Consider the following 13,153-nt stretch of genomic DNA (forward strand, 5'->3'; position numbering starts at 1 on the left):
GAGATTAACCGACTGTCTTCAAAACGCAATCAAATTTGTTGAACATTCATTCAATATCTGCTGGACAGAAGACAATTTTCCGTGTGAAATTATGCAATAAGAAAATAAGGTGGAACGAAATCGCATGAAAAGCTGGGATGCAATTGTAATCGGCGCCGGGCATAACGGCCTCGTAAATGCCTGCTACCTGCAACGCGCCGGCCTTGATGTGCTGGTCGTCGAAAAGAACGACTGGATCGGTGGCGCCGCGACAAGCCGCTCGCTGACGCCCGGCTACCTCTACTCCAACTGTTCCTACGTGTGTTCGCTGTTCCGCCCGGAGATCATGCGCGATCTCGAGCTACCCCGCTTCGGACTTCAGGTCATTTCCTATGAAGGCGGCGCGGTCTTCACCCAGGACGGCGATTATCTTGCCAATTACCGTGATCACAATGCGCATCGGCGCGAGTTTGCCCGCTTTTCGCCGCGCGACGCCGAGGCCTATGACCGCTATGCCCGCGATGTCACCCGCCAGTGCCGGTTCATTCAGCCGCTCTTGATGCGCACGGCTGCCGATCCGACGAGCCTGCGCCCGCGCGACATTTCCGAACTCATGTTTCTCGCCAAGAAATTCTCCGGTCTTGGAGCAAAGGAAATGGCGGACACGCTGCGTTTCTGGACGATGTCGATATCGGACTTCCTCGATGAGTATTTCGAAACCGACGTGATCAAGGCGAATTTCGCCCTGTCAGGAATCATAGGAACCGCGCTTGGTCCTATGTCGCCCGGCACGGCCTATGTGCTCCTGCACCACTATATGGGGGAAGTCGATGGTTCGGTCGGCGCCTGGGGTTATGCGCGCGGCGGCATGGGAGCAGTCACTAAAGCGCTCGCCGCGTCGTTCGAAGCCTCCGGCGGTACAATCCGCACCGGAGCCGAGGTGGATCGGGTGCTCGTCCGCAATGGCATTGCCAAAGGGATCGTTCTCGCCAATGGCGACGAAATTCACGGCAAGATGGTTATCTCCAATGCCGACGTCAAACGAACCTTCCTGAAGCTTGTGGAAGAAAAGGAACTCCCCTCCCCGTTCCTGCGCCGCGTGAAGAACTTCAAGATGCGCGGATCGTCAGGCAAGGTGAATATAGCCCTCGACTCCATGCCGGAATTTCCGGCATTGCCGAAGGACTCTCCCGTCTATCGCGGCGACATGCACTTTACCGACACTGTCGAGCGCATGGAGCGTGGCTATGACGACTGGAAAGCCGGACGCTGGTCGGCCGATCCGTTCCTCGACATGGTCATTCCGACGACGCTGGACCCCACCATGGCGCCGCCCGGCAAGCATTTCATGAGCTGCTTCGTGCAGTACTGTCCGCCCAAAGTGGAGGGCCGGGAGTGGACCGACGCCGACCGGGACGCCTTTGGCGAGACGGTTATCTCACAGATCGCCGACTATTCACCTGGGTTCCGCGATCGCATTGTGCACATGGAAATCCGTACCCCGCGTGAGATCGAAGCGGAAGTCGGCCTGACCGAAGGCAATATCTTCCAGGGTGAACTCACCTTCGACCAATTGCTCTTCAATCGACCGGTGCCTGGATACGCGCAGTACCGGTCTCCGATTGGCGGTCTTTACATGTGCGGTTCGTCGACCCATCCGGGCGGCGGCGTGATGGGCGCCCCTGGACGAAATGCTGCAGCTGAAATTCTCCGCGACCTGAGGCGCGGCACCAAACATATGAGCCCTGCCCATGACGTCATTTGATGCAATTGTAATCGGCGGCGGCCATAACGGATTGGTCGCGGCCGCAACGCTTGGCCGATCCGGACGCAAGGTGCTGATCCTTGAGGCAGGAAACGATACCGGGGGCGGCACGCGGACCGAGGAATTCGCACCTGGATTTTCCGTCTCCACCCTCGCCCATGTCATCAACCGTCTCCATCCCGAAGTGGTGAGTTCGCTGGAGCTCGAACGCAACGGCCTGCGCGTTGCGCAGACCGACTTCATGCCGAGCATCGGGCTTTCCGCCACGGGGCAACCGCTTGTGCTGACCGGTGCCTACGGGGAAGGCGTTCAAGGTGCTGCGCCCTCCGAAACCGCTGCGTGGGGGCGATTGCGCGAACAGCTTTTGCAGTTCGCCGGGATCCTGAAGCCGATGCTGATCCGCCGTCCTCCCGACCTTCGCGGCAATATGGCATTGTCGGAAACCGCAGCCCTCGCAATGCTCGGCGTTTCGTTGAAACGACTTGGCAAGGAGGGGATGCGGGACTTCCTGCGCATGCTGCTGATGAACGTTTCGGACGTCCTCGACGAACATCTTGAGGATGACCGGCTGAAGGGCCTCCTCGCCTTCGACGCAACGCTCGGCAGTCACCTTGGCCCGCGCTCTCCCACCTCGCTGCTCGGGCTCTACTATCGATTGACAGGCGAAGTCGCCGGCGCCTCGGGCGCCCAGGTCGGCGCTGCAGGTGGGGCTGATGCTGTCATCGCCGCAATTCGTTCTGCCGCAGAGAAAGCCGGCGTGCGCGTACGTTCCAATGCGCCGGTCGGCGGCATATTGGTCGAACGCGGCAAGGCCGTCGGGGCGGTCCTCGAAAACGGCGAAATCCTGCGCGCCAATACGGTTGTCTCGGCGATCAGCACGAAGACGACTTTCCTCAATCTCGTGGGAACCCGCAATCTCGATACGGGCTTCGTTCGCCGCGTCAGCAATATCCGCACCCACGGCAATGCCGCCAAACTCCACCTTGCACTCGACAAATTGCCACAGTTTCTCGGCGTCGATGATGCCGGCCATCGCGGTCGTCTCGTCATTGCTCCTTCGGTTGATCATGTCGAGCGTTCTTTCAACCCGTCGAAATACGGTGAGTTTTCGCCCGAGCCGGTCATGGAAATCACCTTGCCGAGCCTCGTCGACGCCTCGCTCGCGCCGGAGGGCGCCTGCACATTGTCGGCGATTGTGCAATATGCGCCCTACGCCCTGAAAGAGGGCTGGGCCACTGGCAAGCCAAAACTTCAGGCGGCGGTCATCGCACAACTGGAGCGATACGCCCCTGGCATCGGCCGCTCGATCCGCCATGCCGAACTGCTGACCCCGGTCGATATCGAACAGCGCTATCGTATTCCCGGCGGTCATTGGCACCATGGCGAATTGCAGGCTGACCAGATGCTGATGTCGCGTCCCGTCTTCGGCGCCGAGGGGTACGACACCCCCATCGACGGGCTTTACCTCGCCGGTGCGGGCTCGCATCCGGGCGGCGGCATATCCGGAGTACCGGGCCTCAACGCCGCGCGCCGCATCATTGCAATGAAGGGCTGAGACCATGGAACACACACCTTTGAGCAAGCTCTTGCCAGCCCGCACGCGCAAACAGGGTCATTTTCGCAAGCCGCTGATTGCAACGCCTTTCCAGCCGCGCCTTGAAGCCCTGATGCAGAGCGAGGAATGGCACGCCTGGGGCGGCTACAAGGCGCCCATGTCGCTGTGGGACGAGGAACTCGAATACTTCGCGATCCGCAGCCAGGCCGCATTGTTCGATATTTCGCCCATGGTGAAATATCGCATCGATGGCCCGGATGCGGAGGCCTATCTCGATCGCCTGACGTTGCGCGATGTGACCAGGCTCAAGCCGGGACGCGTCCATTATACCGCCTGGTGCGACGACGAGGGGCATGTGCTGGACGATGGCACTCTTTTCCGGCTTGCGCAAAACCGGTTCCGCCTGTGCTGTCAGGAGCGACATTTGCCCTGGCTCCTCGATAGCGCGATCGGCTTCGATGTCACCGTTGTCGAAGAGACGGAAGCGGTGGCTGCACTGGCGTTGCAGGGCCCTGCTTCATTCGCGGTGTTGCGCGACGCAGGTTTCGAAGGGGTCGAAGCGCTCAAGGTTTTTGATCTTGCCGAATTCGCCCATGAGACCGGTACTGTCACCATATCGCGCACCGGGTTCACCGGCGATCTTGGCTACGAACTCTTCATCGAGGCAAAGGCGGCGCTCAGCCTTTGGGACCGGCTTTTCCGTGCCGGCGAGCAGCGGGGCCTTCGAGCGATAGGCTATGCATCGCTCAATCGTGCCCGCATCGAAGCGGGCTTGATCGTTGCCAATGCCGACTTCATCACCGCCGACCACGCGCTGCGCGCTGATCGCACGCGCATGCCGGACGAGATCGGCCTCGGGTTCATGATCGACTTGAAGAAGGGCCATTTCAACGGCCGCAAGGCAATCGAGCGAGCGCGGTTCAAGAAGCAGTTGCGCCATGTCCTCGTTGGGCTGGAAATCGAAGGCAACATCCCGGCCGAACATGCAATCGTCTATCACAAGGGCAAGCGCGAAGTGGGCCTTGTCAGTGCCGCCATCTGGTCACCCCTTGCCAAGCGCAATATTGCGATCGCGAGTCTCGAACGGCCCTATGGCGATACGGTCACCGAAGATCTCTGGGTCGAGATCTATGCGATGCGCGAACTGCGCTACGAAAAGATGATGAAGCGCGCCAGGGTCGTGCCGAGGCCGTTCATCAAGCTTGACCGGCGCACGGCCAATCCGCCCGGGGATTTCTGATGAATGGCTCTGGCGAGGAAGCCCGCGAGCAATTTGCCCTGCTCAATACGCCCCTCGGACTGCAATGGTCAGGCCGCGCCCGCTACGCTGCGGCCATGTATTTCAACAAACGCGGCGAATTGAGCGATGAGGCCCTCGAGATATACCGGATTTGCGCGCGGATGGACGGTGAAGACCCGATTGCCGTTTTGAAATCCCAGCATGTTGGTATCGCCTGGCTCAACAGGCTCAATGAAGCATACGAGTAGTATTAATGTCACTAACCAAGAAAATATCAAGCAAGAGGCGTTCAAACCGAGACAAGGCAATTGCATTCAGCAAGCATATCGAAATACTTCTGTGACGGGAGTTCGTCACGGGGCAACTGACACTCTGGGACCAGGACTGATGGAAAGGGGAACCTTCGCATGAATATAAAGAGCTTGCTTCTCGGCTCAGCCGCCGCCCTCATAAGTGCATCGGGCGCCTATGCCGCCGATGCTGTCGTGGTCGCCGAACCGGAACCGGTCGAATATGTCCGCGTTTGCGACGCCTATGGCGCCGGGTTTTTCTACATACCTGGAACCGAGACCTGCCTGAAGATCGACGGCTATGTCCGCTACGATGCCGCCGGCGGCGATGATCCATATGACGGCACCAATGTCGGCGCCGACGACAACGAAACCTGGTACAAGAAGACACGTGCCGAAATTCGGTTTGATGCCCGTTCCGAAACCGAACTCGGCACCTTGCGTTCCTATGCCGAAACACGTGTGGAATTCGAAAACGGATCGGATATTGGCGCGACGCTTTCCCAGGCCTTCATCGAACTCGGTGGCTTTCGCATCGGCACGGCCGACGAACTCTTCGGTTCGTGGACCAATTATGCCGGCAACATCATCAATGACGATGTGATCAACTATCAGTCCGGCGAGAGCAATCAGGTCAGCTACACGTTTACGGGCGGCAACGGCTTCTCCGCCATGATCGGCGCCGAACAGGGCCAGGATGACGTCACCGGTCTCGGCGGCAACTACGTCATTGAAGATTATATGCCGCATGTCCTGGCGGGCGCGAAATGGGAACAGAACTGGGGCGGCATTTCCGGCGTCGCCGGCTATGATTCCAACGTTGAGGAATTCGCGGGTAAGTTGCGTCTTGATGTAAAGTTCAGCGAGACGTTCTCAGCTTTTGTCATGGGCGGCTACCAGTCAGATTATGATGACAATTTCGACCCGGATACGGGCGACGTCGATCCCAACAATCGCAACTGGTTCGGCACCTGGGAAGGCGATTGGGCTGCCTGGGCCGGCGTTACCGCAGCTCTCACGGACAAGGCAAACCTCAACGGCCAGGCTGCTTATGAATCGGAAGGGACCTGGGCGCTGGCCGCCAACGTCGAATACACGCTGGTCCCCGGCTTGGTCATCACGCCGGAAATCAACTACACGAAGTTTGACGGCGCGCGCCGGGCATTTTCCGAGGCCAATGGCGGCGGCGACGACGCGCTCGGCGGAACGATCCGTTTCCAGCGCAACTTCTAACGCTCGACTGTCGGTGGATAGGAAACGGCCCCGTTCGGGGCCGTTTTTCTTGGGGCAAACCCAGCGTTTTCCGTCCTGAAAGCGAGCGTCAGCGAAAATGCTGTTGTTTGTCTGAAAACTACAATATGCTGCATATCAAGACATCCCATTTTTCAGGACATCGATATGCACACCATTGGTTTCGTCGTCTTCCCGGACTTTCAAGTCATGGGATTTGCTGCGCTCACTGCTTTCGAGATCGCCAATCTGACGGTCAACGAGCCGGTGTACACCATTAGCTTGCTCTCCGAGACGGGCGGCCTGGTGCGTGCCTCGGCCGGCTTCAATGTGGAGACAGAGCCCTTCGGCAAGTCGATATTCGACACGGTCATCTTCGGTGCCGGGACTTCATTGCAACCGGCAACCCCAGCGCTCCTCGACTTTGTGCAGAAGTCGACGCAGACATCGCGCCGGATTGCCGCGCCATGCCTCGGCGCCTTTACGCTTGCCGAAGCAGGCATCCTCGATCATCGGCGGGCGACGACGCATTGGGCCTTCGCCCGCGAGCTTCATAACCGCTTTCCCCGGGTGAAGGTGGAAGAGGACCGGATTTTCATCATCGACGGCCCGGTCTGGACCTCTGCCGGCATGACCGCTGGCATCGATTTGGCATTAGCGATGGTCGAAAAGGATCTCGGTGCTGAGGTAGCGCGTACAGTCGCTCGAAAACTTGTCGTGTATCATCGCCGTGCCGGGGGCCAGTCGCAGTTTTCCGCTTTGCTCGAGCTTGATCCGAAATCCGATCGCATCCAGAAGGCGGTCGATTTCGCCAAGCAGAACCTCAAGAAAGACCTTTCGGTCGAGGACCTGGCGGATGCCGCGAACTTGAGTCCGCGCCAGTTCAGCCGGGCATTTCGCGCGGAAACCGGTCAGTCGCCGGCAAAGGCAGTCGAAAATCTGCGTGTGGAAACCGCGCGCCTGCTGATGGAGCAAGGCCGCCTCTCCATGGACATGATCGCAAATGAGACCGGCTTTGCCGACCGCGAGCGGATGCGCCGCGCGTTTCTGCGCGCTTTTGGCCAGCCTCCGCAGGCCATGCGGCGGATCTCCAGACTTTCCGCCTGAGCCGATCCAAAAAGCCGCTTCAGGTTCAGTAATCTCCGAGCGGAGCAAATGTGATTTGGAGGTGCTAGATTGCGCAACCCTTGAGAAAGATTTCAGCGCACATTTTTGCGCGGGCGACAATTTCTTCGCTCTGCGGCGCGGGTTCCTGGCGCAGCATCGCCGCCCGCTGCGGCTCCATCACCATCATTCCGCGCAGCATGCCACTGGCAGCATGCGGATCGGTGAGCGCTATTAGCCCCCGCTTGATCTGATCACGGAGCCAGGACTCCATCACCGTATTCGTTTTGACGATAGCCCGCTCATAGAACGATGCCGCGAGCTCGGGAAACCTGTCGGATTCGCCAATGACAAGCCGGATAATATCAATCGTATCGTGCGAGAGCGTCAGCATGCCGTAGGCCGTCAGAATGCGTTCGAGACCTTCTCTCATATCCTCGTTTGCGTGCGCATCGGGATTGACCGCAAGGAAAAAGCGACCGATTCGATCGGAAATCATACAGGCAAACAGATCCGCCTTGGTGGGAAAAAGCCGGTAAAGGGTCTTGGTGGAAACGCCGGCGTTTTGCGCGATCGCGCTAATGCTCGCAGCGGCGTAGCCGCTCTCATGAAACTGCGCATTGGCAGCTTCGATGATGAGGCTCTTCGTATCATCGTCGCAACGGATTTGCGGGCGTCCTCGGGGGCGCTTCTCGATCTTGTGAATTACGACCATCCTTATTTTCCAAAATATTATTGACAAGTCATTTATAGAGCGTATTTTGGAAAACATCAAGTTTCCTAAATGGAAATTATCGACAAAGGCCGCAGCCCGAAGTGACGGCGACCCGTAAATTCGGAGATCAAAATGAGCAAGCTGCATGCCTTGAACAATAATGTCGCCAAGCCCGACGAAACTGCACCAACCGCGGAAGCCGGCAGGCCCGTACTCGTGCCTGACGTTGTGCCGACACCGGCGGCCGACGCAAAGCCGGCGCGAAAACGCGGCCGACGTCTGCTGTTCGGGACGGCCGCGATCGTGCTGCTGGCCGGCGGCGTCTACTACGGCCACAATTACTGGACGGTTGGCCGTTTCAACGTCGAAACCGACGACGCCTATGTCAAGGCGGACAATAGTTCGGTCGCTCCCAAAATCTCGGGCTATATCGCCGAAGTTCTGGTCAAGGACAACGAAACGGTGAAGGCCCGTCAGCCGCTCGCCCGCATCGACGATCGCGATTTCAAGACCGCACTTGAACAAGCAAAGGGCGATGTCGCTGCCGCCGAGGCCACGATCGAAGCAAAGCAAGCCTCGCTGGAGATTCAGGAGTCGATCATCGCAGCCGCGCGCGCCACGGTCGATGTCGATCAGGCCAATGCAATCTTTGCCGAACAGAACAACAAGCGTTATGCGACGCTCGCAACCAGCGGCTATGGCAACATCCAGAATGCACAGCAGGCTGCCTCGCAGATCGCGGCGGCAAAGGCCACGGTCGTTCGCGATAGCGCTGCCCTGGACGCTGCGACCAAGCAGGTTGACCTGCTCAAGGCCGAACTTGCGCAGGCAAAGGCGGCTCTGGAGCATGATCTTGCTGTTCAACACCAGGCCGAACTCAACCTGTCCTATGCCACGATAATTGCGCCTGTCGATGGTGTCGTGGGCAACCGTACGCTGCGGGTCGGACAATATGTCCAGGCTGGAACGCAGCTCATGACGGTGGTGCCGACAGCTTCGGTCTACGTCATTGCCAATTACAAGGAAACGCAGCTTACCGATGTCCATGCGGGCCAGGCGGTCGATATCGACGTCGATATGTTTCCGGACCGGGTCTATCACGGTCACGTCGATAGCCTTGCTCCGGCGAGTGGACAGGAATTTGCGCTCCTGCCGCCGGACAATGCGACCGGCAACTTCACCAAGGTCGTGCAGCGCATTCCCGTGAAGATCGTCCTCGATGCCGATAGTGCCGCGGCCGGGGACTTGCGGCCCGGCATGTCCGTTCAACCAAGCATCGACACCAAGCCCGACGCTGCCCAGCGTCAGAGCCGTTGATGGCCGGCAGGAGGATCGTGTCATGTCTGCCGTCACATTCAACGCCCCAGCCGTGCCGCAGCCGCGCGCAAGCACAAAGGAGTGGATAGCCGTACTCGCCGGCATGATCGGCGCGTTCATGGCAATCCTCAACATCCAGATCACCAATGCATCGCTGCTCGATATCGAAGGCGGCATCGGCACCGGCGTCGATAACGGCGCCTGGATCTCGACGTCCTACCTCATCGGCGAAATCGTCGTCATCCCGCTTACGGCCTACTTCAGCAGCGTTTTTTCGTTTCGCCGCTACATGCTGGTGAACACGATATTATTCCCGCTGTTTTCGATCGCCTGTGCCTTCACGCATGATCTCGGCTCGATGATCGTCATGCGCGGCCTGCAGGGTTTTGCCGGCGGCGTGCTTATCCCCATGGCCTTCACCATGGTGCTGACGAAGCTGCCAAAGGCACAACAGCCGGTTGGCCTTGCGCTGTTCGCCCTGTCCGTCACTTTCGCTCCGGCGATTGGCCCGACGATCGGCGGCTACCTTACCGAGAATTACGGCTGGCAAACGATCTTCTTCATCAACGCGGTTCCGAGCGCCGTCATGGCGGTTGCCCTGGCGGCAACGCTGGACAAGGCGCCGATGCAGCTTCATCTGCTGAAGGAAGGCGACTGGGCCGGCATTTTCACGATGGCTGTCGGGCTATCGGCTCTGCAAACCGTGCTCGAAGAGGGCAACAAGGAGGACTGGTTCTCTTCGCCCTTCATCCTGAAGCTCAGCGCTGTCGCCGTCGTCTTTCTGGTGACTTTCATCTGGATTGAGTTAACGGTCGACAAACCCCTGGTGAAACTCAGCCTCTTGAAGCAGCGCAACTTCGCCATCGGTGTCGTCGTCAACGTTCTGGTCGGTGTCGCCCTGTTCGGCACCGTCTATATCCTGCCTCAATACCTCGGGCAGGTGCAGCGTTACAATGCCGAGCAGATCGGCAATGTCCTTGCCTGGACCGGTCTGCCGCAATTGCTGCTGATCCCGCTGGTACCGATGCTGATGAAACGTTTCGACGCCCGTTACATCGGCTTTCTCGGCATAAGCATCTTCGCTGTCAGCTGTTTCATGAACGTCATGCTTTCACCCGACAATGCCGGCGACCAATTCTGGATCCCGAACATTGTTCGTGCAATCGGGCAGGCGCTTGTCCTAACGCCGATCACTGCCATCACCACGGCCGGGATCGCCGCCGCCGACGCCGCTGCAGCATCGGGTTTGACGAACATGCTGCGCAATCTCGGCGGCGCGGTCGGTACGGCAACGCTCGGAACCGTTCTGACCAAGCGGGAACAGTTCCACTCGAACATCATCGGCCAGTCTGTGACCCTGGCGCGCGACGAGGTTCATCAGCGCCTCGACCAGTTGACGGGTTATTTCATCGCCCACGGCGTTTCCGATCACGCCCTGGCCGCCCAACAGGCCGTCGTCGTCCTTGGCCGGCTTGTCAAGCGACAGGCGTTGATCCTCGGCTTCGGCGACACCTTTGCGGTTATTGGCGTCCTGCTTGCTATTGCGGCAATTGCCCTATTGTTCGCCGAAAAGCCGAGAGGCCCTGCAGCGGCCGGCGCACACTGAAGGCTGCCAATGCCTCGCGCCTTGCCAATTGCGCGCAGGGCCATTAACTCGTGGCATGGCATTTACACTGCGGCAACTGCAATATTTCGTAGCGGTGGCGGAGCAAGGCTCCGTCACCAGAGCAGCACAGAATCTTTCCATATCGCAGTCATCCATCACCGAAGCAGTGAAGGAACTTGAAAACGACCTTGGCGTCGAACTTTTCGAGAGGCATCCGCGCGGGCTTGATATCACCTATAACGGGCACCAGTTCCTGCGGCACGCGACGAAGATCCTCGCCGACGTTTCCGATGCGCGCCGGTCTTTTTCCAACGATGCGCCAGCCATGGGTGGAAAGCTGCACCTTGGCGTCACCTCGCTGGTGGCAGGGTATGTGCTGTCCGACCTGCTTGCCCGGTTTCGCCGTGCCAGTCCCGGCGTCGAAGTGAGCGCCATCGAGGACAATGGTTCCTATCTCGAACATCTGCTCATCGGAGGCGAGTTGGACGTCGCCGTGATGGTGATCTCCAACCTGCGCGATCGGATGGCGCTACAGGCTGAAATTATCGAGACCTCGCCTTATCGATTGTGGCTGCCCCTCGGGCATCCGCTGGTCAGCGCCGACATCATTTCGATCAACGATATCGCCAAGGAGCCGTTGATCATGCTGACCGTCGACGAAATCGAGGAGAATACCGGCAAGCTTTTGACCGCTCTTGGTGCCCGTCCGCACGTGGCCTTTCGCACGCGCTCGGTTGAAGCCGTGCGTAGTCTCGTGGCGACGGGTGCTGGCATCGCCCTTCTTCCCGATCTCGTGTACCGCCCGTGGTCACTGGAAGGCGACCGCATCGAAAGCCGCGACGTTTCGGGCGCCCTCCCCGTCGTGCAGGTCGGCATGGTCTGGCGCAAGGGCTCGAGCCTGCCGCAGGCGGCGCGGGATTTCGTCGGCATAGCCGAAGCGCTTCGTAGCGGGCGCACCCGTTAACATTGGCGATATCGGAATTTCCGATACCTACCTTCTCGTAAATGAATTTGCGAATGCAGCGAAACAGAGGCAGTCTCTTCTCAGGGAACATGGCTCGCAAAATCGCGGCCGAATCGGGGAGATTCGAACATGAAGCAGCTACTCAAATCCTGCACTGCGCTAACGCTTTCGTTGGTGTTCGCGACACAGGTCATGGCGCAGGAAGCGCTGAAGGAACTCGGCAAAGGTGAAGGTGAAGTCTCGATCGTCGCCTGGCCTGGCTATATCGAACGAGGCGACACAGACAAGAACTACGACTGGGTGACCGGCTTCGAAAAGGAAACCGGCTGCAAGGTCACCGTTAAGACGGCGGCCACATCCGACGAGATGGTAGCGCTGATGAACGAAGGCGGCTTCGATCTTGTGACCGCATCCGGAGATTCGACACGGCGCCTGATCGCTGGCAAGCGGGTCCAACCAATCAACACTGATCTTATCCCGAGTTGGAAGACCATCGACGAGCGCATGCAAAATGCGCCATGGCATACGATTGATGGCGTCCATTACGGCGTCCCCTATGTCTGGGGTCCGAATATCCTCATGTACAATACGGATGTTTTCAAAGACAAGGCACCGACGAGCTGGAGCGTGGTGTTCGAGGAAATGAATCTGCCGGACGGGAAGTCCAACAAGGGCCGGATTCAGGCTTACGATGGTCCAATCCACATTGCCGACGCTGCCAACTACCTGATGTTCCACAAGCCCGAGCTTGGCATCAAGGATCCCTATGAATTGAATGAGGATCAGTACAAGGCGGCGCTCGACATCTTGCGCGTCCAGCGCACGCTCGCTGGCCGCTACTGGCACGATGCGATGGTACAGGTTGACGATTTCAAGAATGAGGGTGTTGTCGCATCGGGATCCTGGCCGTTCCAGGTCAATCTTCTGAAAGGCGAGAAACAGCCGGTCGCATCGGTTTTCCCGGAGGAGGGAACGACAGGCTGGGCCGATACGACCATGCTGCACGCTGACAGCAAGCACCCCAACTGCGCCTATATGTGGATCGAACATTCACTTTCGCCCAAGGTGCAGGGTGACGTTTCGGCATGGTTCGGCGCCAATCCTTCGGTCGGTGCTGCCTGCAAGGGCAATGAACTGCTGACGGAGGAGGGCTGCACCGCCAACGGCTATAACGACTTCGCCAAGATCAAGTTCTGGAAGACGCCGGTTGCCAAGTGTGAATCACAGGGCCAATGCATTCCCTACAACCGCTGGGTCTCGGATTATATCGCCGTCATTGGCGGACGCTGATACCGGTCACTGCCGCTACGCCGCTTGATGTTTGCAGATTTGTCGACCGGCCATGGACGCCGGTCGATCGCGAACTGCATAGGCTAGGCCCGGACCAA

General features: G+C 58.9%; 11 protein-coding genes. 10 read left to right on the forward strand and 1 reads right to left on the reverse strand.

The annotated features are described in order from the left end of the window. Window positions 1–124 precede the first annotated feature (124 nt). From BR48_RS0118355 to BR48_RS0118380, 6 genes are all read left to right on the forward strand, one after another. Window positions 125–1,744: an NAD(P)/FAD-dependent oxidoreductase gene (locus tag BR48_RS0118355; RefSeq protein WP_027232647.1), complete on the forward strand. Its 1,620-nt coding sequence runs from the start codon at window positions 125–127 to the stop codon at window positions 1,742–1,744. Next, a complete protein-coding gene (locus BR48_RS0118360; RefSeq protein ID WP_027232648.1) occupies window positions 1,731–3,299 on the forward strand; it encodes an NAD(P)/FAD-dependent oxidoreductase in 1,569 nt (522 codons plus the stop codon). The genes BR48_RS0118355 and BR48_RS0118360 overlap by 14 nt, the downstream gene beginning before the upstream one ends. 4 nt (window positions 3,300–3,303) lie before the next feature. After that, window positions 3,304–4,539 carry an aminomethyltransferase family protein gene (locus BR48_RS0118365; protein WP_027232649.1) on the forward strand — a complete coding sequence of 412 codons (1,236 nt, stop codon included), beginning with the start codon at window positions 3,304–3,306 and terminating at the stop codon, window positions 4,537–4,539. Beyond that, the gene (locus tag BR48_RS0118370; RefSeq protein WP_036814894.1) at window positions 4,539–4,787 is read left to right on the forward strand and encodes a hypothetical protein; all 249 of its coding nucleotides are present in this window, start codon (window positions 4,539–4,541) and stop codon (window positions 4,785–4,787) included. Before BR48_RS0118365 ends, BR48_RS0118370 begins: the two co-directional genes overlap by 1 nt. A gap of 159 nt (window positions 4,788–4,946) precedes the next feature. Further along, window positions 4,947–6,062 carry a porin gene (locus BR48_RS0118375; protein WP_027232651.1) on the forward strand — a complete coding sequence of 372 codons (1,116 nt, stop codon included), beginning with the start codon at window positions 4,947–4,949 and terminating at the stop codon, window positions 6,060–6,062. Between the two features lie 165 nt (window positions 6,063–6,227). Then, window positions 6,228–7,166, forward strand: coding sequence for a GlxA family transcriptional regulator (locus BR48_RS0118380; protein ID WP_027232652.1), 939 nt, complete (start codon window positions 6,228–6,230; stop codon window positions 7,164–7,166). Between the two features lie 64 nt (window positions 7,167–7,230). Here BR48_RS0118380 and BR48_RS0118385 read toward each other — a convergent pair whose 3' ends face one another. After that, entirely contained in the window at window positions 7,231–7,878 is a 648-nt protein-coding gene (locus tag BR48_RS0118385; protein WP_027232653.1) for a TetR/AcrR family transcriptional regulator, read from the reverse strand. A 126-nt stretch (window positions 7,879–8,004) separates the two neighbouring features. Between BR48_RS0118385 and BR48_RS0118390 the strand changes: the two genes are divergently transcribed. The 4 genes from BR48_RS0118390 to BR48_RS0118405 all read left to right on the forward strand — a co-directional run bounded on the left by BR48_RS0118390 (window position 8,005) and on the right by BR48_RS0118405 (window position 13,055). Beyond that, entirely contained in the window at window positions 8,005–9,195 is a 1,191-nt protein-coding gene (locus tag BR48_RS0118390; protein ID WP_027232654.1) for an HlyD family secretion protein, read from the forward strand. Window positions 9,196–9,217: 22 nt separating this feature from the next. After that, window positions 9,218–10,801: a DHA2 family efflux MFS transporter permease subunit gene (locus BR48_RS0118395; RefSeq protein WP_027232655.1), complete on the forward strand. Its 1,584-nt coding sequence runs from the start codon at window positions 9,218–9,220 to the stop codon at window positions 10,799–10,801. Window positions 10,802–10,856: 55 nt separating this feature from the next. Next, window positions 10,857–11,765, forward strand: coding sequence for a LysR family transcriptional regulator (locus BR48_RS0118400; RefSeq protein ID WP_027232656.1), 909 nt, complete (start codon window positions 10,857–10,859; stop codon window positions 11,763–11,765). Between the two features lie 129 nt (window positions 11,766–11,894). Next, entirely contained in the window at window positions 11,895–13,055 is a 1,161-nt protein-coding gene (locus BR48_RS0118405) for an ABC transporter substrate-binding protein (protein ID WP_027232657.1), read from the forward strand. The last annotated feature ends 98 nt before the right edge of the window (window positions 13,056–13,153 follow it).

The sequence above is a fragment of the Phyllobacterium sp. UNC302MFCol5.2 genome, from assembly GCF_000686005.1.
In the GTDB taxonomy this organism is placed as follows: Bacteria; Pseudomonadota; Alphaproteobacteria; order Rhizobiales; family Rhizobiaceae; genus Phyllobacterium; species Phyllobacterium pellucidum.